Here is a 22,492-nt window from a genome sequence, read left to right as displayed (position 1 = left end):
AATCCCCCTAAAATAGACTTTTGGTTTTTCCTTGGTCTACTTTAGAGGGATCATATCAGCCTGGGCAATCTGACAGGGGATTTATCATGCGTCTGATAGGAATCGAACCTACGCACACGGCTCCGGAGGCCATTGCTCTATCCACTGAGCTACAGACGCATCGATTGTATTTTACTATAAACTGTGGGAAAAGGCAAGAACTTTTTCAATTATTGCTAATCTGCAACCTCATGCTCCAGCCATTTCCCGCTTCTAAACCGTCTTACAAAGAAGAAGCCCCGCACAGTCCAGTCAGTAAACATTCCAATCCATACAGCCATGGGGCCAAATCCGCAGACTCTGATCAGGAAGATGCAGAGAGTGACACGGCAGGTCCACATGGAGAGGCAGGAGAGAAGCATGGAAAATTTCACATCGCCGGCTGCTCTCAGGCCATAGCCTGGAATGAAAGCGGCTGTCCATACCAGAGGTTTTACCACCGTAATCCATCCCACCATAAACAGACAGAGGGAGGCGCTCTCTGCCTCCAGGCCTGCCAGTCTCGTGATCGGCCCTGAAAGGAGGAAGATGAGAATGCAGCTCACAAAGACGGCGGCCTCTGCGGCATAGCTCAGCTTTTTTATGTAATACCTGGCCTCGTCAGGTCTGCCTGCTCCCAGGCACTGGCCCACCACAGTCATCATTCCGATCCCGATGCCGATCCCGGCAATGCCGTTGAAATTTTCCATAATATTCGTCATGGCCTGGGCGGCAATGGCCGCTGTTCCCAGAGTGGAAACGGTGGACTGAATGGCCAGCTTTCCAAACTGGAACATACCGTTTTCCACCCCGGAGGGAATCCCGATGCGCAGAATATTTTTGATCAGGCGTCCGTCCGGCCGTAGGAAGATGAAGTTTCCGATAATGATCTGGCCGGATTTCCTCCGGAGGAATAAAAGCACGCAGACGGCGGCGATAATCCGGGATACCAGGGTGGAGATGGCAGCTCCTGCCACCCCCAGCCCTGCACCCCAGATTAGAACGGCATTTCCGAAAATATTCAGAAGATTCGTGGCTACTGTGACAGCCATGGGAAGGCGGCTGTTATTCTGTGCCCTGAAGATAGCTGAACCGGAGTCAAAGAGGGCGATGAAGGGGAAGGACAGGGAGGTATAGAAAAAATATACCATGGCAGAGTCCATGACCTCCTTTTCCACCGAGCCGAAGATCAGGCCAAGGATCGGCCCTCTGAAAAGCTGGCAGACTGCGAGAACAGCCAGCGAGATGGCAAGTACGATAAACAGAAGCTGGTCGGCACAGCGTTTCGCCTGTTCCTCCCGCTTCTGGCCCATATAGTTGGCGCAGATAATCGCACCCCCGGCAGCCAGAGCGTAAAAGGCCTGGATAACCAGTATGTTGATGGAGTCTACAAGGGAAACGGCGGAGATGGCCGCCTCGCTGACATTGCTCACCATCATGGAGTCCACAGTTCCCATAAAAGAGGTGAAGAGCTGCTCACAGATCAGGGGAACCATCAGGGCGAAAAGCTGCCGGTTGCTGTAGAGATGTCCTGCGCCGGAAGGGGCGCTTTCTTTTTGATTCATTGCAATGCACCTTCATTTCATACACGTTGTCAGCTGTATGCTTTTTCCTTTTTCATTGCTGTACAGGCGTGAAACATACGGAGTTTATTGTAACGGAAAGGGAGGAAGAATGCAAGAACGTATCTTTCTGCTGTTTCCGGCAGGAGGGGGAGGTGCCGGCCGGTGCAGCGGATTGCCGGGACAGTGAGTCTGTGAGAATTTTCTGTAGGAATCAGGCCGGACTGTGTGATATGATAAGAATATCAGAAACGTACAGGGATTTTTCTGGAAAAAGGAGGAAACATATGATTCACATTGCAATACTCGGAGTGGGATCCATTGCGGAAAAGATGGCCCAGACCTTAAATGGAATGGAGGGAAAGGATAAGGAGTTCTGCTGCTATGGGGCAGCGTCCAGGGACAGAGAGAGGGCGGAGGCCTTTGCAGCCAAATATGGCTTTGAGAAGGCCTACGGCTCCTATGAGGAGATGGCGGCCGACCAGGCAGTGGATCTGGTCTACCTTGCAACCCCTCACTCCCACCACTATGCCCATGCTAAGCTGTGCCTGGAAAACGGAAAGCATGTGCTGTGTGAGAAGGCCTTTACAGTCAACGCCCCTCAGGCCAGGGAGCTGTTTGATATGGCTGAGAAACGGGGGCTTCTTCTGACGGAGGCCATCTGGACAAGGTACATGCCTATGAGAGAGATGATTGACGATGTGCTGGCATCGGGCATTATCGGCACTCCCTGTACCCTGACTGCCAATCTGGGGTACCGGATTTTTGAGAAGGAGAGGCTTATCCGGCCGGAGCTGGCAGGAGGAGCTCTCCTGGATGTGGGAGTTTATACGCTGAATTTTGCTCTCATGGCCTTTGGAAAGGATTTTGAAAAAATAGAATCCTCCGTGCAGATGACAGAGACAGGAGTGGATGCCCAGGAGAGCATAACCCTGCGATACAGAGACGGCAGGATGGCTGTGCTGAATGCGACGATGATGGGGATCAGCGACAGACGCGGCGTGATCTACGGAGACAGAGGGTTCCTGGAAGTGGAAAATATTAACAACCCACAGTCCATTACGGTTTATGACGGGGATTACAGGGAAGTAAAAAGGATTCCCTGCCCGCCCCAGGTGACAGGATATGAGTACGAGGTGGAGAGCTGCCTGAAGGCTGTCAGGGAGGGCCGGACAGAATGCCCCGAAATGCCTCACAGTGAAACGATCTGTGTGATGGAGCTGATGGATGAGCTGAGGAGGCAGTGGGGACTGTCCTACCCCTGTGAGGAAATTTCATGACATGGGCTGAGGCGGCAGCCGGCAGGCCGGTTTTCTGCCATTAAAATGGAGGAATTTTCCATAATTACACAATAATAACTTTTTTCGAGAATGAATGTAAAAAACATCAAAAGGTTGACGCCGTATTCATTTTATGTAATAATTCTCGTTGTGCCTTTGGGAAAGCAAAACAACTTGTCTGGGAGTGCTGCTCCTGGAACTTCTGCTTTACAGTTTATGCTGCAAAAGTTCCATCATGCGACACTCCCTTTTTGGGTCCGTCAGTCAGCGGGAAGCTGGCGGCTCTGGGACAGGTTTCTTCCCGGGGAAAGGAAGATGAAAGAAATGAAAGAAAAAGAGGTGTTTATGGAAAACTCAAAGAAAATCAACTGGTACACCCTGGCCTTTATGGCGTTTTCTACGGTCTGGGGCTTTGGAAACGTGCTCAACGGCTTCGTTTACTTTAACGGAATCCAGGTTATCTTCAGCTGGATTCTGATGTTTGCCCTGTACTTTGTACCTTATACGCTGATGGTCGGCGAGCTGGGCTCTGCCTTCAAGCATTCCGGCGGCGGCGTAAGCTCCTGGATCCGTGAAACCATCAGTCCCAAGTTTGCCTACTATGCAGGCTGGACGTACTGGGCCTGCCATGTAACCTATATCGCCAGCAAGGGAAGCGGCGGATTAAAGGCTTTAAGCTGGATGGTATTCCAGAACGGAAGCACCTATGACACGCTGCCCACCACCTGGGTACAGCTTGCGACTCTGGCTGTGTTCCTGTTCTTCTGCTGGGTTGCAAGCCGCGGCTTAAACCCGCTGAAAAAGCTGGCCACCATCGCCGGAACAAGCATGTTCATTATGTCAATCCTCTACATTCTCATGATGTTCGCAGCTCCGGCCATCAACCCGGGAGGCGGCTACGTTTCCATGGATTTCAGCGCAAAGAACCTGATTCCGCAGTTTAACGTGGGATATTTCACCTCCCTTTCCATCCTTGTGTTTGCAGTGGGTGGGTGTGAGAAGATCTCTCCCTATGTAAACAAGGTGAAAAACTCTGCCACCGGCTTCCCCAAGGGAATGATTGCCCTGGCTGTCATGGTTATGGTCTGCGCGATCCTGGGCACAGTGGCCATGGGGATGATGTTCGATCCGGCGGTCATCAATGAGAGCACAGAGAGCTTCAATTCCTACGTGTCCAACGGCGGATACTGGGCATTCCAGAAGCTGGGCGAGTATTACCATGTGGGAAATCTGTTCTTAATCATCTACGCTGCCTGCAACGCAGTGGGACAGTTCTCCACGCTGGTACTCAGCATCGACGCTCCGCTTCGCATGCTGCTTGACAATGAGGATGCGAGAGAGTTTATCCCAACAAAGCTGTTAAAGAAGAACAAATACGGCGCTTACATCAACGGAATCTGGATGGTGGTTATTCTGTCAGGAAGCATCATCGTAATCCAGTCCTTTGTGCCGGGCGCTGCTGCAGTTCTGGCCCAGTTAAATAAGCTGAACTCCGTAACCATGCCGCTGCGCTACCTGTGGGTATTTGCTGCCTACATTGCGCTGCGCAGATGTATCGGAAAATTCAATCCCGAATACCGCTTTACAAAGCATCAGGGTCTTGCCTTCACGGCAGGCATATGGTGCTTCGGCGTCACAGCCCTCTGCTGCATCCTGGGTATGTATGTAGAAGGCGATATCGCTTCCACAGTGTTAAACATTGTGACTCCGTTCGTGCTGACAGCCCTTGGACTGATTCTTCCTATTATCAAGAAGAGAGAGGCAGCTAAGGCACAGTGAGAAGCAAAATAAAAACAAGATAAAACAGAGAAGCCGCTGGCAGGAAAAAATTTCCCCCAGCGGCTCTTTTTCTGTATAGCGGAAGGGATTTTAGAGACTGCAGTGCTGCCGGTTCCGGCACTTCCCGGTTCAGCATCCCGTCATGATTCGGATAATCTCCTTGTCTGTCTCCCGCATGCCGTCCTTTCCAAGGCGGCCGATATTCCGGATCGTATTTTCCACTCCCTTGGACACGACACCGTCACCGCCGTAGAACTGCTGGCCGTTGCGGTACATGTTCCAGCCCAGAATGCCGGCATCCACGGAGGCGGCAATCTTGGCGGCGCAGGAAGCCTTGGCGCCGTCACAGATAATGCCGGAGGTAATGGCAATGGCATTTACCAGGGTGTGGGCAATTTCCTCAAAGCCGCCTCCGGCCAGGTAGGCGATCCCGGCACCGGCACCTGCGCCGGCGCTGACGGCTCCGCAGTAGGCTGACAGCCGTCCAATCCCTGTTTTCTGGTGCAGGGTGATGAGATCCGAGACGAGAAGAGCCCGGTACAGCTTCTCCTCGCTGCAATTCCACTCCTTAGCGTATTCGATAACCGGAAGGGAGGCGGTTATGCCCTGGTTTCCGCTGCCGGAGAGAATGACAACGGGCATTTCACAGCCGTTCATTCTGGCATCGGAGCCGGCAGCAGCAGCAGCCTTTGCTCTGTTTTTTACATCTGTTCCGTATTCCTTTAAGAGCACTTTTCCGATGTTGGCCCCATAGCTGCCGCGCAGTCCCTCCTGGGAGATGGCGGTATTGTATGCGATCTGGCGGTCTAACAGTTCGCGGACATCGGAGAGGTCTGCTGTATCAGAAAAGTCCACGATTCCCTCAACCGTCAGAAGGCTGTAGTCAGGCATATCTGTGCTCGCCTGCTCGGAGAGCTCTCCCTGGTAGAGAACTTCCCCGTCTTTTTCGAGAAGAACAATATTGGTATGCTCATTGATTATGCGGGCTTTGGCCTGTGAGCCGTCCTTCTTCACGGTCACGGATACGTCCAGGATAAAGGGGGAATCTGCCGGGCGGACATAAATGGAAGCCGTTTTCAGGTAGGCGGCAAGCTTTTCTTTTTCCTCATCAGTTACCTGTGACAGAACCTCCAGCTTCAGTTCCTCCTTTCCTGCGATGATGCCGGCAGCTGCTGCAGCCTCGATTCCCTTGGCCCCGTTTGTATTGGGGACGATAACGCTTTTTACATTTTTTATGATGTTTCCGCTGGCTTCAATGAGGACGGAATCGGGGATACAGCCCAGCAGCGCTCTGGCCCTGGCAGCGCAGTAGGCGATGGCGATAGGTTCCGTGCATCCCATGGCGGGGAGAAGTTCCCGTTTCAGAATGTCCACGTAGGTTTTGTATCGGATATCAGATTTTTCCATATTTTGTTTCCTCTTTTCTTTCTGTTTTCATGTGCTCTCCGTCTCGGAGGAGAAGCAGAAGGCAGGTGATAAAGATTTCCTTTGACACAGAATCTCCTTATAAGATATTATGGGGAAAATAACAGGTTTTGTCCAACAGTTTTTTGAAAAAGGCCCACAAAAAAATATTGTATATTGTGGCAGGGGGTTAATCATGAATTTTGTAGATCTTTCGTGTTTTGTCATGGCTGCCGAGGAAATGAACTTTACGCGTGCAGCCAAGCGGCTTTACATTTCTCAGCAGTCTCTGAGCAGCCATATTGCGAAGCTGGAGGAGCATTATGGTGTCCGTCTGTTTGACAGAAGCGCACCTTTGACAATGACCAGGGAGGGAAACCTTCTTCTGAAGCATGCCCGGGCAATTCTCGATGAAGAAAATCAGATAAAAGAAGAACTCCAGGACTTAAGAGAGGGAGGAGGATGCCAGCTTTCCATAGGAATCTCCGGCTATCGAAGCAGCGCTATGATGCCTGTTCTTTTACCGGCTTTTTATAAAAAAAGGCCTGAATGCCGGGTAAAACTTCTCGAGGCCCCGTTAGCCCAGGTGACAGAGGCGCTCCTTCACGGGAGAGTTGAGATGGTAATCGGATATGAATCAGATGAGGACAAAGGGATTCGAAGCGATGTCCTCTATGAGGAGGAGATATGGCTTGTGATTCCCGGCAGAATTTTTGAAGCGTGCTTCAGTGACAGCGAAAGAGAACGCCTGCTATCCCAAACCAGGATTTCTTTTCAGACGGCCAGAAAATGTCCTCTGATTTTGATGGGTGAGAGAACCTGGCTTCGGGAAATGGTAGAGGCTTTTGGGAGAGAAAAGGAGGTGGAATTTTACTCTTCAGTAGAGACAGCAAGTATTGACACGATGATTTCTCTGTGTATGAAAGGGATGGGAGCTATGGTTTGTCCGGAAATTTATCTTGATGAGAAACAACTCCGTGAAGACGGTTTTAAGGTATTTCGGCTGTCAGAATCCATGTTTCGCAGGAAAATAGCAGTTAACTATCTGGATCGAAAGTATCAGCCCCGCATTGCAAAGGAATTTATTGCCCTGGCAAAACAGGTTTTCCATAAGGGCTGGCATGAAAAAACAATCAGACAAAATTAAATTATAGGCGGTGAAAGCACAGATCATATCAATCTGCCTGAAGAAAATGAAAGCGACAGAAAAACACAGTGGCCTCACCGGATAAAACTGTTGGAACTCAGTAGAAATTGTTTGTATAATTGGCCATAAATAGGAGAATACCAGACAACAGTCCAAATTAGCGGGGGATTTTGCCCGTCATATCCTCCGGATATGCCATCTCTCCGAGAGATGCGCACTCGTAATGTGTGGCTGGATTTTACTGGGTACGTCAATAGGATTTTAGGGGAGGAAGGAGCATGGAGAACCATAACTTAAAGCGGTTAATCCGCCTTTCGGACGAGTACGAAGCATATACACTGAAAAACAGGAGAGAGATCCACAAAAACCCGGAGCTGTCTTTTCAGGAGTTCCGTACGGCGGCCCTGGTGTGCCGGGAGCTTGACGCCCTTTCCATTCCCTGGGAAAAAAGTCCGGTTGAACCGGGGATCATTGCTCAGATAGACAGCGGACGTCCGGGAAAGCTTCTAATGCTTCGGGCAGACATGGATGCCCTTCCAATTCAGGAGGAAAATGACCTGGAGTTTCGCTCTGAGCGTGAAAATATCATGCATGCCTGCGGACACGATGTCCATACCGCAAACCTTTTAACTGTCGCCAAGATCTTAAATGAGATGAAAGACTGCTTTAACGGCCGGGTAAAGCTGGTGTTCCAGCCAGGCGAGGAGAGCGGAGGAGGCGGCAGAAGAATGATTGAACAGGGGCTTCTGGATGAAAAGCCGGATGCCTGTATAGGGCTCCACGTGTTTCCCTGGACTCAGGGGAAACTGGTAATCGGGAGCGGGTATCTGACGGCCTTTTCTGATGGCTGCACAGTGAAAATACACGGAAAAGCGGCCCATTCATCCACACCGGAAGAAGGAGTGGATGCCATAGGAATTGCGGCGGCGATTGTGACAGCTCTCAATTCAGTGGCAGCCAGGAACATCAGCCCCATGGAGAACTCCACTCTGAATGTAGGAAAAATTGCAGGGGGAAGTGCGCCGAATATTATCGCCTCGGAATGTGAACTCTCAATTATGATGCGCAATATTACGCCAGAAGCCCGTGAGGTGATGATGGAAAAAATTAATTCTATATCAAAAGGGATAGCGGAAGCTATGGGGGGCAGCTGTGAAATTTCTTTTCGCCAGGGATATCCGTCTGTATACAATGATCCGGAATTTACCGCTTTTGTGACAGACACGGTTGAGAACCACAGGGAAGTGCTGTATGATGGGATTGCAGAGATTCCGGAACACTATTTACTCACAGGCAGCCAGGCAAGGCTGATCGCTGAAGACTTCGGATTTTATTCCAGACAAGTTCCCTCCTGCTTTATCCAGGTGGGAACGGGAGTATATGCACCAGCTCACAGTTCCCGGTTTATGGTTGACGAAAACTGCATTAAGCTCTGCACCAGGCTTATGGCAGCTGCAGCGCTCCGTTTTTTAAGTATGTAGCTCTGCAGCAGGGAAGATTCCCCGCTTTAAGAGAGCAGGATGAGTAAAGCAGAAAACATGGCAGGCTTAGGGTGAGGATATCCAGGTCAAATAGATATAGGCAGATATAGGCAAGACGCACAGTTAATGTGAATGATGAAAGAGATATACAGTCAGGAAGGAGTTAAAAAGAAGAGAATGGAACATTCAGAAGAAATGGAACGCCCTGTAATAGGAGTCCTGGGAAATCTGTATACACATACACATTCCGCGTATGCGGCCCAGATGACATATGCAAATTCTGCATACCTGAACGCAGTGAGTGAGAACGGAGGGATTCCCTTTGTGATCCCGGCTGTGGGCACAGAAGAGGAACTGGAGAGGCTCCTCTCTTTCTGTGACGGACTGCTGTTTCCCGGAGGAGAGGATGTGGATCCGAAGCTGTTCGGAGAGGAGCCCCATCCCTCCATCGGTTCAGTCAATGAGCAGATGGATCGCTTCTGGATTCTGGCAGAGAAAAAGGCAGAGGAGCGGAAGCTCCCGGTGCTTGGAATCTGCAGAGGAATGCAGCTTGTCAATGTCGCCAGAGGAGGGAGCCTGTGGCAGGATATCAGCCTGTACCGGGCGGATCACCAGCTCCATGCGCAGAAGCAGGAGAGATCCTATCCGATCCATCAGGTGAGGATCGAGAAGGGAAGCCGGCTTTCAAAAATACTGGGAGAGGAGACCGTATATACAAATACTCTTCATCACCAGTGCGTCAGGCTCCCGGGAAGAGATCTGGCTGTAACAGCCTGGGCGGTAGACGGAGTGGCGGAGGCGATGGAGAGTCCAGAGGGAAGAATTATTCTTGTACAGTGGCATCCCGAGGAGCTTACAAGGTCGGTGCCGAAAATGAACGGGCTGTTTTCTGATCTGGTGCGAAAGGCACAGAGACACAGATGCGAGAAGCAGCAGGAATCCTGATCTCATCCAGACTTTTACGTTTCAGTGGAAAATCCTCTCTTCCTGTAGTACAATCAGGATAGCTTGCATTGGAAAGGAGTGACATGGATGCCTTTTATTAACTCAAAACTGTCAGTTAAGGTATCAGATGAAAAAAAGGAAGCAATTAAAACAAAGCTGGGGCATGCCATAGAGGCGATTCCGGGCAAAACGGAAAGCTGGCTGATGGTAGGATTTGAGGATGACTACTGCCTGTATTTCAAGGGAAACCAGGACGGACCCACTGCCTTTATTGAGGTGAAAATTTTCGGCAGTGCGCCGGACAGCGCCTTTGACAGGCTGACAGAGCGTATTTCTTCCATCTATGAGGAGGAGCTTGGAATACCAAAAAACCGTATTTATATCAAGTATGAGGAAGTGCTTCACTGGGGATGGAACGGAGCTAATTTTTAAGGGAGGCGGCGGTTTGACAAAGATGCCGCAGGCAGAGACAGAGAAGAAGGAGGATGACGGTCATGATGAACGAAAAAGTGGCAGAGCTTATTAACACACAGGTAAATAAGGAGTTTTACTCCGCATACCTTTATCTGGAATTTTCCAATTTTTACGTGGAGCAGGGATTAAGCGGATTTGCAAACTGGTACAGCATACAGGCCCAGGAGGAGAGAGATCACGCGATGCTGATGTTAAAATACCTTCAAAACAACGGCGTGTCTGTGACGCTGGAGGCTATCGACAAGCCGCAGGTACAGCTTCAGAACAATATGGATCCTCTGAAGGAGGGCCTTAAGCATGAGCAGTATGTAACCTCCCTGATCAACAATATCTATGACGCAGCCTACACCGGGAAAGATTTCCGCACCATGCAGTTCCTCGACTGGTTTGTAAAGGAGCAGGGGGAGGAGGAGATGAATGCCTCTGACCTGATCAAAAAGATGGAGCTGTTTGGAGGAGATCCGAAGGGACTTTATATGCTGGACAGCGAGCTGGGAGCCAGGACGTATACAGCTCCGTCCCTGACTCTGTAGTCTGCGGCAGTCAAGGCCTGCGCTGAGGAAAGCAGACAGAAAGGCGAAAATAATGAGACAGAGAATCTGTGATTATGGAATTCAGATTGGGAGTTTCCCCAGGGGAACCAGAAATCTGATAACGGATGTTCCAGGCGTGGCTGTAGGGCATAAGACGGTGAAGGGAAACGGGAACTGTACGGGAGTCACAGTGATTATGCCTGTAAAAGACAATCTGTTTTTGAACAAGTGCACTGCCGCAGCTTACATCCACAATGGCTTTGGAAAAACCTGCGGACTTTTGCAGGTGGAGGAGCTTGGAACACTGGAAACACCCATCGCGCTTACCAACACGCTGAATGTAGGGCTGGTGGCCGATGCGCTGGTAGAATATACCTTAAACCGCTGTGAGGCTGACGGAGAGCCTGCTTTTTCCGTCAATCCGGTGGTGGGAGAGTGCAATGACAGCCGGATTAATAAGATCTCTGTGAGAGCAGTGACAAAAGAGGATGTGTTTGAGGCGATCGAGGCAGCCGGTGAGGACTTTGAGGAGGGCAGCGTGGGCGCCGGAGCCGGAACCATCTGCTATGGCTTTAAGGGAGGAATCGGCTCCGCATCCCGGCTGGTGGAAGTGGAAGGAAAGAAATATACCATCGGAGTCCTGGTTCAGTCAAACTTCGGTGCCACCCGCTGTCTGACGATCAACGGCGTTCCCGTGGGAAGGGAAATTCTGAGAGAGGCAGAGGGACAGGAGCTGCCCTCCCCTTCAGATACCCTGAGAAGCCATGTAAAAAAGGCTCTGTTCCACGGTACCCAGGAGGATCGCGGTTCCATTATGATGATCTGCGCTACGGATCTACCGCTCTCAGATCGCCAGTTAAAGCGCCTGATCCGCAGAATGGGAAACGGACTGGCCAGAACCGGCTCCTATACAGGACATGGCAGCGGGGAGATTATGATAGGTTTCTCCACTGCCAATCGCGTTCCGGCGGCACAGGAACCTGCGGTTCTGACGAGGGAGATGCTCAATGAGAGCCTTCTCAATGAGCCCTTTGAGGCAGTGGCCGAGGCGGTGGAGGAGGCGGTTCTCAATTCCATGACTATGGCTGAGACGACAGAGGGAGTGGACGGAACCGTCTATTACAGCCTGGCGGAATTTTTGGGAAGTAAACTGATCAGAGAGTAAAAAGACAGTCCTGTTGAGACGTGATAAGAACGAGGGAAAAGCAGAATACAGAGCGTGAAGCGGAGCCGGCATTATGCAGAAATGCCGGCTCCATTTTACTGTTTACAGGATATTTCTCTGAAGTTTATGAATAAAGCTCTGCCTAATCTTTAAAGGGGACGCAAGCCTCACGGACAAGGGATTCAAACAAGGGAAGCATGGCGTCATCAACAGGGAGCATGGCCTCCGGGTGCCACTGAAGCCCGATTCCAAATGGATAATCTTTTACCTCCACCGCTTCGATTACCCCGTCATCGGAGAGAGCGGCTGTCTGCAGGCATTCTGCCACAGTCTTGAGAGCCTGGTGATGGTAGCTGTTCGTCCAGATTCTGGTTCCGAACAGCCGATGAAGAAGAGTTCCCTCCTTAATTGTGACAGGATGGCTGACATCCCCTCTGTCCGTTGCCTGCATGTGCTTTGAAACGGTTGTGGAAAATTCCGTCAAGTCCTGATAGAGCGTTCCGCCGCAGGCCACATTGAGAACCTGTATGCCGCGGCAGATGGCGATAAAGGGCTTTTTCGCCTCCAGCACGAGCTTCATCAGAGACAGCTGAAAATCGTCCAGGAGAAGGCTGGTAGGCCCCACAAGACGGCTGGGAAGCTCTCCGTATTTGCAGGGAGAGATATCCTGTCCTCCGCTGAAGAGAAAGCCGTCGCAGACAGCAAGATACTGGGAAAGGATTTCCCTGTTCTTCGTTACAGGCAGCATGACGGGAACACCGCCGCCGCGGATGACGGCGTTCGGATAATTTATGTTGGTAAAGACTCTGGGAACCGCCCCTTCGCCCAGGACGGTGACAATTCCGATAACCGGCTGTTTCATTAGAAAAAATCCCCCTTTTACAATATAGATTTATTTTTAGTATAGCATAGATTCCTTTTAGTATAGCATGGAGCAGAAGGAATGCCCAGATAAAAGAGAGAATATTTTTCGTGCCGCTTCATATAAATCGAATACCGGAAGTCAGTAAAAAAATCACAGAAACTGAGATGGAAAGATATGCCAGACAGTTGGGGCGGTCTCAAAAAGCAGAATAAAATAATGGTAATCCTACAGGAAAAGACGAATAAAACAAAAATAAAAACAGTAAAGCAATATTTGGAATATTTCAGAGCCTCCGAAGACAAAAACAAAATTATTAAAAGGTGAAATATTGACATAATACAAAATTTATGGGATAATATATCAAAAATTCAGAAATTTACAGCGGTGCGGTTAAAATGCGTATTCTGTGAAAAAAAGGGAGGAGAGATTTTATGAAATTGAGAGCGAAAAAACTACTTGCCCTTGCAATGGCCGGTGTGATGACGTTATCCCTGGCCGGCTGCGGCGGCTCCGGAAGCTCCGGCGGTTCCGGGAACGCAGGCTCAGAGGCAGCGGGGCAGACCGGAGAAGCATCCTCAGAGGGCGGAGCAGCTTCTTCAGTTCCCAAATCAGCAGAGGAAGTGGTTGTGCCGGAGGGAGAATCCGTTTCCCAGGAGATGGATGTGGTCGGTGCCATGAATGTGGATTTCACCACCATGGATCCCATGGATACCAGCGATACACTTTCAGGCGGTATTCAGAGACTCATGATGGATGGATTATTCGGATTTGACGACAACATGAAGATCATTCCCATGCTGGCAACGGATTATGAGGCAAATGAAAATGCCACAGAATATGTGATTCATTTAAGACAGGGAATTTCTTTCACAGACGGGACTCCGTTCAATGCAGAAGCGGCGAAGGCCAACCTGGATCGCTGGGGCGATAAGGAGCTGGGACTTAAGAGGACGACACTTCTTTGCAATGTTCTGGAATCGACAGAGATCGTGGATGAGTATACCGTAAGGGTGAAGCTGTCACAGCCTTTCGGCGCCTTTATTGCAACGCTGGCCCACCCGGCCTGTGTGCTGATGAGCCCGAAGGTGATTGCCCAGGGAAACGACGCCTGTGCCGAGAGCCCGGTTGGAACAGGACAGTACATATTTAAGGAGTGGATCGCAGGCGATCACGCTACCGTCACACTTAACAAGGACTGGTGGGGCTATGACGCAGAAATCTGCGGCGGTACAGCTCTGGCAGAGCCGGATGCAGGCTTTAAGAGCATCACCTTCCGCCCGGTAGCTGAGAACGCCACGAGAGTCGCCATGCTTCAGTCAGGGGATGCCCAGTTTATCTGGCCGGTTCCCACAGAGAGCATGCAGGCACTTGCGGCAGATACAAACGTGTATGTAGGAGCAGAGGAGGGCATGGTTGTCCGCTATCTGTTCATGAACAATATGAAAGCGCCGTTTAATGACAAGAGGGTGCGCCAGGCTGTCAACTATGCAATCAACAAGGAAGCCTACATTGCAGTTGTAAAGAATGGCCTCTCCTCGGTGGCAACCTCCATCATCGGACCTGCCACTCAGCACTATAAGGCAAACGATCCATACCCCTATGATCCCGAAAAGGCCAAGGAACTTCTCACAGAGGCGGGATATCCGGACGGATTTGAGTGCACCCTGATCTGCGCCAGCACCACGGCAAACTTAAAACAGGCCGAGTTCCTTCAGCAGCAGCTGGCTCAGGTGGGAATCACCATGAACATCAACGCTCTCGAGAGCGCGGTCGTAAATGATAAGGTAGAGAATGTCAATGTTCCCGGCTCAGAGGCTGAGGTAGAGATGTACACCATCGGCTGGTCCTCCTCCACGGGAGATGCAGACTGGGGTATCCGTCCTCTGGTTGCTGTAGAATCCATGCCTCCGATGAGCTATAACATCTGCTACTATGAAAATGAGGAAGTAGATAACCTTCTCTATGAAGCACTGGCAACGGCAGATGAGGAGAAGAGGGCAGAGGCCTATGCCAAGGCTCAGGATATTCTCTGGGAAGACTGCCCGATGGTATGCCTCGTGAACGATTACAACACATGGGCCACCACAAACAAGATTGCCAATGTTAAGGTTTACCCGGATAACTGTCTGAACATCAGAAATGCCAGAATGGCAAAATAGTGAATATATCAGATCATGCAGAAGATGGAAAAGACAGTGAAAAAGTAAACTGAATACAAAAACATAATTGAAAGTCAGCAGGAGAGCGGCAGGCCAAAGTCGCAGGAAGACTTCCGGTAAGACGGATGGCCTGAGCTCTCTTTCTTGACTGGAATACAGCCTGTAGCTGCAGGAAAAGCTGAAAAGGCAAAGAGTGCAGAAGCTCAGGATTTGCTCGGAAATGGTTTGGCGGTCTGTAACAGAAAGCTGCCAAACCATTTTTGGGAGTAGGGAGAGAAGGGAGAGTGAACGGATGCTTAAATATATTGTAAAGCGTGTGATTGGTGTAATCCCTACACTGATTATTGTTACAACCTTTGTGTTCTTTTTCGTTCGCCTGATTCCGGGAGATCCGGCCCGTCTGGTGGCCGGCCCTCAGGCGACTCTTGAGGACGTGGAGGTAGTAAGGGAAGAGCTGGGGCTTAATAAACCCATTCTCACTCAGTATGCAGACTATGTGACAGGACTGTTTCACGGAGATCTGGGAATGTCTCTGAGAACGAAGCGCCCGGTAGCCACAGAGGTAAGTCTGCGGTACATGAATACAGTGAAGCTGACTGTGTTCAGTCTGGTGTGGAGTGTGATTGTGGGAGTGCTCATCGGAGTCTGGTCAGGAAAGCACCGATCGCGGTGGCAGGATTACACGGGAATGACGCTGGCCATATCGGGCATCTCCATGCCTTCTTTCTGGATCGGTTTTCTCCTGATTATGGTGTTTTCCGTTAACCTCAAATGGTTTCCCACCACAGGTGCGGACTCCTGGAAGAGCTTTATTCTTCCGGCTATTGCACTGGGAACCAGTATCGCGGCCATTATCGCCAGGTTTACCCGTTCGTCCATTATTGAGGTAATGAAGGAAGATTATATAAGGACAGCCAGGGCCAATGGCCTCAGGGAGAAATCTGTCATCTGGAAGCACGCCTTCAGAAATGCCATGATCTCCGTGGTGACAGTAGTGGGTCTGCAGTTTGGATTCCTCCTTGGCGGTTCTGTAGTTACAGAGTCTGTGTTTGCATTTCCGGGTCTTGGCTCCCTTCTTGTGGAGTCGGTAAACTACAGGGATTACAATGCTATTCAGTCCCTGATCCTGATTTTCTCGCTGCACTTTATTTTGATTAACCTGGTAGTGGACATCCTCTATGCTCTGCTGAATCCGGAAATCAAGCTGAATTAATGGGAAAGGGGATACGTTATGGCGAAGGAAGAAAAAGTATTAAATGAAAAAATGGACATCAATACGCCGTTTAAGGACTTTGTGCGGAAATTTAAAAAGCAGAAAACGGCAATCGTGGCAATGTTCTTTATCATTGCCCTGGTGATTCTCGCATTTATCAGCTACCAGATTGCCCCCTATGGCATTAATGAGTATGATTACACGGCGATCATGCAGGGACCCAGCGCAGCCCATTGGTTTGGAACAGACGAGTTTGGGCGGGATCTGTTTTCAAGGATCATCTGCGGTACCAGGATCTCCCTGAGTGTAGGACTGTTCTCTGTCAGCATCGCTGCTGTCTGCGGAACTATTCTGGGACTCCTTGGCGGATATTACGGCGGAATCCTGGACTCTATCATTATGAGAATCTGTGACACTCTGTTTGCATTCCCGGGAATTATTCTGGCTATCGCTATCATTGCCATTCTGGGAAGCGGAATGACAAACGTGGTGATTGCAGTAGCTGTGTTCAGCACACCTACCTTTGCGAGGCTGGTGCGCAGTACCACCCTGTCGACGAAGGGAAATGTGTTTGTGCAGGCGGCAAGAAATCTGGGCGCCAGCGACGCCAGGATCCTGTTTCGCCATATTCTGCCCAGCGCCATTCCCAATATCATCGTGCAGTATACCATGTCTATCGGAACCTCCATTCTGACAGCATCGAGCCTCAGCTTTCTGGGAATGGGAGCTCAGCCGCCGACACCGGAGTGGGGACTTCTTCTGAGCAACGGAAGAACCTACATGATGACCAGCTGGCACATTACCCTGTTTCCGGGCCTTGCCATATTCCTGACAGTTCTGTGCTTCAACCTTCTGGGGGACGGACTCAGGGATGCACTGGATCCAAAGCTGACCGATTAAATGAAGGAAGAGAAACGATGAAAGGGAGAGCCGGACAGGAGGGAGGAACGGAATGGATACAAGGAAGAATATTCTGGAAATAAAAAATATGCACACCTACTTTTTCACAGACAATGGAGTGGTAAAGTCGGTGGACGGAGTGGATATCGAGCTGAAGGAGGGCTCCACTCTGGGGATAGTGGGAGAGTCGGGAAGCGGAAAGAGCGTGACGGCCCTCTCAGTTATGGGACTGTTAATGGGAACCACGGGAAAGGTGGTGGAGGGGCAGATTCTGCTGGACGGCCGCGACATCACAAACCTGAGCGCTGAGGAGAGAAGAAAGATCAGAGGAAATCAGATTTCCATGATCTTCCAGGAGCCTATGACGAGCCTGAACCCGGTTATGAAAATCGGGGATCAGCTGGTGGAGGCCATCAAGATGCACCAGAACAAGACAAAGCAGGAGGCCAGGGAGATGGCCGTTGAGATGCTGAAAAAGACGGGACTTCCGAGGGTAGAGCGGATTGTCAATGAGTACCCGTTTCAGCTCTCCGGAGGACAGAGGCAGAGGGTTATGATCGCTATGGCTCTCGTCTGCAACCCGAAAATCCTCATCGCCGATGAGCCTACCACTGCTCTGGATGTGACGATTCAGGCTCAGATCATTGATCTGATGAACCATCTGAAGGAGGAGATAGGAACTTCTATCATGTTCATTACCCACGATCTGGGTGTGGTGGCGGAAACCTGCGACGAGGTGGTGGTAATGTACTGCGGCCGTGTGGTGGAAAAGGGAAATGTGTACGACATTTTCGGGCAGACAGCTCATCCATACACCCAGGGACTTCTGCGCTCCATCCCAAAGCTCGGGGAGCATGTGGAGGAGCTGGATTCCATTCCCGGCAATGTGCCGAATCCCAAATATATGCCAAAGGGCTGCAAGTTCGCCCCCAGATGCGAACACGCCACAGAACGCTGCAGAGAGGAAGAGCCGGGATTCTTTGATCTGGGAAACGGACACCTGAGCAGATGCTGGCTCTGTGAAAGATAAGGGGGGACGGATATGGCAGAAGATTTATTAAAGGTAGAGGGACTGAAACAGTATTATCCGGCATCCAGCGGCCTGTTTGGGAAAAAGACCTACGTAAAGGCCGTGGACGATGTGGATTTTGAGGTAAAGAAGGGAGAAGTGTTCGGAATCGTAGGAGAGTCCGGATGCGGAAAATCCACTCTCGGAAAGGCTATCTGCAAGCTCATTGAGCCCACAGACGGAAAAATTATTCTGGACGGGGAGGATATCCGGGGCTATGACAGCAAAAAAATGAGAAGCGTGAGAAAGAAGGTTCAGATGGTATTCCAGGACCCTTACGCTTCCCTGAATCCCAGAATGTCCATCCACGATATTCTGGCAGAGCCGCTGGTGATCCACGGGCTTGCCAAGGGAAAACAGGAGATCGACGAGGCGGTGGTGCGGCTTCTCAGAGAGGTGGGAATGGACGATTACCATGCCAGAAGATACCCTCATGAGTTCTCAGGAGGCCAGAGACAGAGAATCGGCATTGCGAGGGCTCTGGCCGTGCGGCCGCAGCTGATTATCGCCGACGAGCCGGTATCTGCGCTGGACGTATCCATTCAGTCTCAGGTTTTGAACCTGATGAGCAGACTGAAGAAAGAGTTTAACTTAACCTATATCTTCATTGCCCATGATCTGAGCGTTGTAGAGCATATCAGCGACAGGATTGGGGTTATGTATCTGGGAAACTTTGTGGAGGAGGCAAACAAGGAAAATCTCTATAAGAATCCCATGCATCCGTACACACAGGCGCTGCTGTCTGCAGTTCCGATTCCCGATCCGACGGTGAAGAAGGAGAGGATTATCCTGGAGGGAAGCATTCCGTCGGCGATCAATCCGCCGTCCGGCTGCAAATTCCACACCAGATGCCCGAAATGCATGGAGATATGCAAAAAAGAAGCTCCGAGAAAATACCAGGTAGGAGAGGATCACTTCGTATACTGCCACCTGTATGACAACGAGATGTAGAAAGAAAACGGAAGAGTACAGGCGAAGGGAGAGACGGAGGAACGGCAGGAATCCAGCCCGTTTTTGTTCCGGCGAGGCCGGGAAAACGGGCTGGATTCCTGCCGTTTGCGTTAGAGAATTCTTTTCGGGGAAAGAAGGTTGCATTTGAAGCGGAGTGTGATATGATGCTTTGTAGAGGAAAGGATGAGAGGAGGAATAAGCGATGAAGCTGTTTATCAGCGCTGATATTGAAGGCTGCGTCGGGACGACGCTGGCCAGTGAAACCCATAAAGATATGCCGGAGTACCGTCAGTTTGCCAGGCAGATGACAGAGGAGGTGGCGGCAGTCTGCGAGGCCGCTCTGGAGGCAGGAGCTGACGAGATTGTAGTGAAGGATGGCCATGGAGACGCGACAAATATTGATTTTACCGCTCTCCCTGACCGTGTGACTCTGATCAGAGGAAAGAGCGGGCATCCCTACAACATGATGTTCGGGCTGGATGACAGCTTTGACGCTGTGCTCTATGTAGGCTACCACGCTCCGGCGGGAAATGGAGGGAACCCGATCAGCCACACATCCACGGGAAACAGCAATCAGATTCTTCTGAACGGAAAGGTGATGAGTGAATTCATGCTCAACACATACACGGCTGCCATGATTGGCGTCCCGGCTGTATTTATATCCGGAGACGAGGCAATCTGCTCTCTGGCAAGAGAGATGGTTCCAGCAATTACCACGGCGGCTGTGAAGAAGGGAGTCGGGGGAAGTACGATCAGCATGAGCAAAGCGGCGGCGGACCGTCTTCTGCGAAGCCGTGTGAAGGAAGCCCTGAGCCGCGACCCGGGCGCCTGCCGCATTTCCATGCCGGAAAAATTTGAGTATGTGGTGAATTACAAGGATTTGAAAAAAGCCTACCAGATGTCATTTTTCCCGGGAGCAGAGCGGGTGGATGAGAGGACAAACCGGGTGGTGAGCAGCAATTACCGCGATATAGTGACGGCACATTCGTTTATGGTATATTGACCACAGAGAGGTCAATATACCTGCGCCGAGCCGCTGGCGCCCGAAGGGAGCCAGAACACCACTGCGGCGAGTGCGCATCCCCTCGGGGAGAATAGCATATCCGAAGGATATGGTATATTGACCTCATTGAGGTCAATATACTGCGCAAACCGGTTTCAGCATTTACTGCTGAAAGCCGGGCGCTAAATTCTGCCGGAGGCTGGCAAAAGTCCTAGGCGGCGAGTGTGCCTCCCTCGGGGAGAACAGCCAGCCGCTTTTCGTACAGCGGATGAATCATACAGACAGGAGAAAGATAAGGAGGGATTTACATGGCAGATTTAAAAATGATAGAGGATCTCACCAACGCCTTCGGGCCAAGCGGATTTGAGGAGGATGTGGTGAGGGCGATTAAGGCTCACAGCGGAGCGCTTTGCCTTAAACATGACGCCATGCATAATGTATATGCATTTATGGACGAGCAGGCGGGAGAGGCTTTCAGCCGGGGAGAGCTCAGACAGGGGGAGAGGAGGAGACCTGTTCTGATGCTGGATGCCCATTCCGATGAGGTGGGCTTCATGGTCCAGAATATTGAGGAAAATGGTCTTCTGGACATTATCTGTCTGGGGGGAATTCACAACACCAATATTCCGGCCCATTCAGTGATTGTCAAAAATGGAGCGGGAAAGAAAATCAGGGGAATCACAACCTCAAAGCCGGTGCATTTTCTGACTGCGGCTGAGAAGGCAGACAACTCCTTAAATATAGAGGACATACGGATTGACGTGGGCGCGTCCAGCCGGCAGGAGGTAATGGAGGATTACGGAATTTCTGTAGGCGACCCGGTTATGCCGGATGTGCGGTTTGAGTATGATGAGGAACACGGAATCTGCTACGGAAAAGCCTTTGACAACCGTCTGGGATGTGTGAGTATCCTTGAAACCATGAAGACTCTGCAGAAGGAGGAGAAAAATCTGGCTGTCCAGGTAGTGGGAGCCTTTGCCGCCCAGGAGGAGGTGGGGACAAGGGGAGCCCAGGTAACTTCCCAGGCAGTCCTGCCGGATCTGGCGATTGTGTTTGAGGGTTCTCCGGCAGATGACTTTTATTTCAGGCCGGGAATTGCCCAGTGCAGCCTGAAGTCGGGAACCCAGATTCGCCATCTGGACGCAAGTTATGTATCAAACCCGGAATTTATCCGTCTGGCTCACGAGATAGGAGAGCAGTGCGGAATCAAATATCAGGATGCCGTGAGAAGGGGAGGCAGCACCAATGCTGGGAAGATCAGTCTCACGGGAAAGGCTGTGCCGGTTCTGGTTCTCGGAATCCCATCCAGGTACGTTCACACCCATTACAATTTCTGCGCCATGGAGGATATCGACGCTACTGTGAAAATGGCGGCAGAGGTAATAAAGAGCCTTGACAGAGAAAGGATTGACCGGGTGCTGCGCAGAGGAACGATTTAGCAGAGAAGCAGATTAAAAATACGGGAAGCACAGGCTGCTGTAAGACAGAGTGCCATAGGAAAGAAAAGGAAAACTTTCAGGACAGGGATACATTTCTGAGAGTCTTTCCAGAGTATGGACTGGGGCGTTCGTCTTGCAGCAGCTTTTTTGATTCTGAAGAAACGGAAAAACATTTGGTTTGTTTGTGAAAAAATAAATAAAAATCTGAAAAAACAGGAAAATAATCTTGTATTATATTGTGTAATCAGGGTGATATGTTATATAATTAAGAAAATAGTTGCTCTGCCTGTATACGGTTCGTATATTCTGCCTGGCTGAGAACAAGGTGGGCTGTTTTTAGCTTCTTCTGAGGAGGAAGAGGAGAAAATGGAAATATGTTAGCTGCGGCACAGCCAGAGTGGAATATGACAATATACACAGCGGAGCAGGCAGGCCATTTTGGCAGGAGGAGGTATCTTATGGAACATGCAATGATGAAAATCCGCGCAAAGAACACACATCTTCCGCTCAAGGCGGTTCCGGGACATTTCGCAACGAATCACGCCCACATTAATTATTATATTGATATGACGACAGTGAAGGCCCGCCAGAGCGAGGCAGAGGAGATGGCAAAGACACTGGCAGGCCAGTATGTAAACAATACGGTAGTAGATACCATCGTATGTCTGGACGGAACCCAGGTTATTGGAGCTTATCTTGCAGAGGAGCTTTCCAGGGCCGGTTTCATATCAATGAATGAGCATAAGACGATCTATATCATTACCCCGGAGTTCAACAGCAACAGCCAGATGATATTTAAAGAAAATGTCAGGCCAATGGTGGCCGGGAAGCATGTGATTCTTCTGCTGGCAAATGTCACCACCGGCCTGACCCTCAATAAGGCGCTGGAGTGCATTGGATATTATGAGGGGATCCTGGAAGGGGTGGCCGCCGTGTTCAGCGCCCAGACGGAGGTGGACGGGGTGCATATCAACAGCGTGTATTCCACAGAGGATCTGCCGGACTACCGGTTCTACGATTACAGGAACTGTCCATTCTGTGAAAGAAAGATGAAAATTGATGCCCTGGTAAACAGCTTTGGGTATTTCAGGCAGGAATAGTGGAC

19 protein-coding genes and 1 tRNA gene are annotated in these 22,492 nt (G+C 50.5%); 16 read left to right on the top strand and 4 right to left on the bottom strand.

Annotated elements, in window-relative coordinates; translation table 11 throughout:
• Positions 1–87: 87 nt before the first annotated feature.
• Positions 88–159, bottom strand: a tRNA-Arg gene (locus DW757_RS15290).
• Between the two features lie 56 nt (positions 160–215).
• Complete coding sequence (locus DW757_RS15285) at positions 216–1,583, bottom strand: MATE family efflux transporter (RefSeq protein WP_015572953.1); 1,368 nt, start codon at positions 1,581–1,583, stop codon at positions 216–218.
• 284 nt (positions 1,584–1,867) lie between these two features.
• On the opposite strand from DW757_RS15285, the gene DW757_RS15280 reads away from it, so the two are divergent.
• Both DW757_RS15280 and DW757_RS15275 read left to right on the top strand, forming a co-directional pair.
• Positions 1,868–2,860 carry a Gfo/Idh/MocA family oxidoreductase gene (locus tag DW757_RS15280; RefSeq protein ID WP_118752157.1) on the top strand — a complete coding sequence of 331 codons (993 nt, stop codon included), beginning with the start codon at positions 1,868–1,870 and terminating at the stop codon, positions 2,858–2,860.
• A gap of 324 nt (positions 2,861–3,184) precedes the next feature.
• A complete protein-coding gene (locus tag DW757_RS15275; RefSeq protein WP_347560001.1) occupies positions 3,185–4,639 on the top strand; it encodes an amino acid permease in 1,455 nt (484 codons plus the stop codon).
• A 129-nt stretch (positions 4,640–4,768) separates the two neighbouring features.
• Here the strand turns inward: DW757_RS15275 and DW757_RS15265 are convergent, their stop codons facing one another.
• Entirely contained in the window at positions 4,769–6,046 is a 1,278-nt protein-coding gene (locus DW757_RS15265) for an L-serine ammonia-lyase, iron-sulfur-dependent, subunit alpha (RefSeq protein ID WP_008398257.1), read from the bottom strand.
• 193 nt (positions 6,047–6,239) lie between these two features.
• On the opposite strand from DW757_RS15265, the gene DW757_RS17825 reads away from it, so the two are divergent.
• The 6 genes from DW757_RS17825 (at position 6,240) to DW757_RS15235 (ending at position 11,788) form a co-directional block, all read left to right on the top strand.
• Positions 6,240–7,190, top strand: coding sequence for a LysR family transcriptional regulator (locus DW757_RS17825; RefSeq protein ID WP_118752155.1), 951 nt, complete (start codon positions 6,240–6,242; stop codon positions 7,188–7,190).
• A 278-nt stretch (positions 7,191–7,468) separates the two neighbouring features.
• A complete protein-coding gene (locus tag DW757_RS15255) occupies positions 7,469–8,671 on the top strand; it encodes a M20 family metallopeptidase (RefSeq protein WP_118752154.1) in 1,203 nt (400 codons plus the stop codon).
• A gap of 132 nt (positions 8,672–8,803) precedes the next feature.
• Positions 8,804–9,616 carry a gamma-glutamyl-gamma-aminobutyrate hydrolase family protein gene (locus DW757_RS15250; protein WP_118752153.1) on the top strand — a complete coding sequence of 271 codons (813 nt, stop codon included), beginning with the start codon at positions 8,804–8,806 and terminating at the stop codon, positions 9,614–9,616.
• 87 nt (positions 9,617–9,703) lie between these two features.
• A complete protein-coding gene (locus DW757_RS15245) occupies positions 9,704–10,048 on the top strand; it encodes a phenylpyruvate tautomerase MIF-related protein (protein ID WP_008398252.1) in 345 nt (114 codons plus the stop codon).
• Between the two features lie 62 nt (positions 10,049–10,110).
• Positions 10,111–10,623 carry a ferritin gene (locus tag DW757_RS15240; protein ID WP_015544834.1) on the top strand — a complete coding sequence of 171 codons (513 nt, stop codon included), beginning with the start codon at positions 10,111–10,113 and terminating at the stop codon, positions 10,621–10,623.
• 52 nt (positions 10,624–10,675) lie between these two features.
• A complete protein-coding gene (locus tag DW757_RS15235) occupies positions 10,676–11,788 on the top strand; it encodes a P1 family peptidase (RefSeq protein WP_118752152.1) in 1,113 nt (370 codons plus the stop codon).
• Positions 11,789–11,930: 142 nt separating this feature from the next.
• On the opposite strand, the gene DW757_RS15230 is transcribed toward DW757_RS15235, so the two are convergent.
• Positions 11,931–12,650: a gamma-glutamyl-gamma-aminobutyrate hydrolase family protein gene (locus DW757_RS15230; protein ID WP_118752151.1), complete on the bottom strand. Its 720-nt coding sequence runs from the start codon at positions 12,648–12,650 to the stop codon at positions 11,931–11,933.
• Positions 12,651–13,084: 434 nt separating this feature from the next.
• Between DW757_RS15230 and DW757_RS15225 the strand changes: the two genes are divergently transcribed.
• The 8 genes from DW757_RS15225 to DW757_RS15185 all read left to right on the top strand — a co-directional run bounded on the left by DW757_RS15225 (position 13,085) and on the right by DW757_RS15185 (position 22,487).
• Positions 13,085–14,812 carry a glutathione ABC transporter substrate-binding protein gene (locus tag DW757_RS15225; RefSeq protein ID WP_008398246.1) on the top strand — a complete coding sequence of 576 codons (1,728 nt, stop codon included), beginning with the start codon at positions 13,085–13,087 and terminating at the stop codon, positions 14,810–14,812.
• Positions 14,813–15,104: 292 nt separating this feature from the next.
• Positions 15,105–16,025: an ABC transporter permease subunit gene (locus tag DW757_RS15220; RefSeq protein WP_118752150.1), complete on the top strand. Its 921-nt coding sequence runs from the start codon at positions 15,105–15,107 to the stop codon at positions 16,023–16,025.
• A gap of 18 nt (positions 16,026–16,043) precedes the next feature.
• A complete protein-coding gene (locus tag DW757_RS15215) occupies positions 16,044–16,925 on the top strand; it encodes an ABC transporter permease subunit (protein ID WP_087381867.1) in 882 nt (293 codons plus the stop codon).
• A gap of 52 nt (positions 16,926–16,977) precedes the next feature.
• Positions 16,978–17,955, top strand: coding sequence for an ABC transporter ATP-binding protein (locus tag DW757_RS15210; RefSeq protein WP_118752149.1), 978 nt, complete (start codon positions 16,978–16,980; stop codon positions 17,953–17,955).
• 12 nt (positions 17,956–17,967) lie between these two features.
• Positions 17,968–18,945, top strand: coding sequence for a dipeptide ABC transporter ATP-binding protein (locus DW757_RS15205; protein ID WP_008398241.1), 978 nt, complete (start codon positions 17,968–17,970; stop codon positions 18,943–18,945).
• A 202-nt stretch (positions 18,946–19,147) separates the two neighbouring features.
• On the top strand, positions 19,148–19,948 hold the full coding sequence (locus DW757_RS15200) for a M55 family metallopeptidase (RefSeq protein ID WP_015572962.1): 801 nt from the start codon (positions 19,148–19,150) through the stop codon (positions 19,946–19,948).
• 308 nt (positions 19,949–20,256) lie between these two features.
• Positions 20,257–21,387, top strand: a complete 1,131-nt coding sequence (locus DW757_RS15195) for a M20/M25/M40 family metallo-hydrolase (protein WP_021965531.1) — start codon at positions 20,257–20,259, stop codon at positions 21,385–21,387.
• A 458-nt stretch (positions 21,388–21,845) separates the two neighbouring features.
• Positions 21,846–22,487 carry a phosphoribosyltransferase gene (locus tag DW757_RS15185; RefSeq protein ID WP_182433325.1) on the top strand — a complete coding sequence of 214 codons (642 nt, stop codon included), beginning with the start codon at positions 21,846–21,848 and terminating at the stop codon, positions 22,485–22,487.
• Positions 22,488–22,492: the final 5 nt, after the last annotated feature.

It is taken from the genome of Clostridium sp. AM29-11AC, from assembly GCF_003480545.1.
In the GTDB taxonomy this organism is placed as follows: domain Bacteria; phylum Bacillota; class Clostridia; order Lachnospirales; family Lachnospiraceae; genus Otoolea; species Otoolea saccharolyticum_A.
The sequence above is the reverse complement of the archived record's forward strand: the minus strand, read 5'-3'. Positions and strand labels throughout refer to the sequence as shown.

Excerpts from the sequence above, each read along its gene's own strand:
- DW757_RS15220 (WP_118752150.1), top strand. The coding sequence starts at position 15,105 with ATGCTTAAATATATTGTAAAGCGTGTGATTGGTGTAATCCCTACACTG.
- DW757_RS15240 (WP_015544834.1), top strand. The coding sequence starts at position 10,111 with ATGATGAACGAAAAAGTGGCAGAGCTTATTAACACACAGGTAAATAAG.
- DW757_RS15200 (WP_015572962.1), top strand. The coding sequence starts at position 19,148 with ATGAAGCTGTTTATCAGCGCTGATATTGAAGGCTGCGTCGGGACGACG.
- DW757_RS15275 (WP_347560001.1), top strand. The coding sequence starts at position 3,185 with ATGAAAGAAAAAGAGGTGTTTATGGAAAACTCAAAGAAAATCAACTGG.
- DW757_RS15210 (WP_118752149.1), top strand. The coding sequence starts at position 16,978 with ATGGATACAAGGAAGAATATTCTGGAAATAAAAAATATGCACACCTAC.
- DW757_RS15250 (WP_118752153.1), top strand. The coding sequence starts at position 8,804 with ATGATGAAAGAGATATACAGTCAGGAAGGAGTTAAAAAGAAGAGAATG.
- DW757_RS15255 (WP_118752154.1), top strand. The coding sequence starts at position 7,469 with ATGGAGAACCATAACTTAAAGCGGTTAATCCGCCTTTCGGACGAGTAC.
- DW757_RS15205 (WP_008398241.1), top strand. The coding sequence starts at position 17,968 with ATGGCAGAAGATTTATTAAAGGTAGAGGGACTGAAACAGTATTATCCG.
- DW757_RS15285 (WP_015572953.1), bottom strand. The coding sequence starts at position 1,583 with ATGAATCAAAAAGAAAGCGCCCCTTCCGGCGCAGGACATCTCTACAGC.
- DW757_RS15280 (WP_118752157.1), top strand. The coding sequence starts at position 1,868 with ATGATTCACATTGCAATACTCGGAGTGGGATCCATTGCGGAAAAGATG.
- DW757_RS15230 (WP_118752151.1), bottom strand. The coding sequence starts at position 12,650 with ATGAAACAGCCGGTTATCGGAATTGTCACCGTCCTGGGCGAAGGGGCG.
- DW757_RS15215 (WP_087381867.1), top strand. The coding sequence starts at position 16,044 with ATGGCGAAGGAAGAAAAAGTATTAAATGAAAAAATGGACATCAATACG.
- DW757_RS15265 (WP_008398257.1), bottom strand. The coding sequence starts at position 6,046 with ATGGAAAAATCTGATATCCGATACAAAACCTACGTGGACATTCTGAAA.
- DW757_RS15245 (WP_008398252.1), top strand. The coding sequence starts at position 9,704 with ATGCCTTTTATTAACTCAAAACTGTCAGTTAAGGTATCAGATGAAAAA.
- DW757_RS15225 (WP_008398246.1), top strand. The coding sequence starts at position 13,085 with ATGAAATTGAGAGCGAAAAAACTACTTGCCCTTGCAATGGCCGGTGTG.
- DW757_RS17825 (WP_118752155.1), top strand. The coding sequence starts at position 6,240 with ATGAATTTTGTAGATCTTTCGTGTTTTGTCATGGCTGCCGAGGAAATG.
- DW757_RS15235 (WP_118752152.1), top strand. The coding sequence starts at position 10,676 with ATGAGACAGAGAATCTGTGATTATGGAATTCAGATTGGGAGTTTCCCC.
- DW757_RS15185 (WP_182433325.1), top strand. The coding sequence starts at position 21,846 with ATGGAACATGCAATGATGAAAATCCGCGCAAAGAACACACATCTTCCG.
- DW757_RS15195 (WP_021965531.1), top strand. The coding sequence starts at position 20,257 with ATGGCAGATTTAAAAATGATAGAGGATCTCACCAACGCCTTCGGGCCA.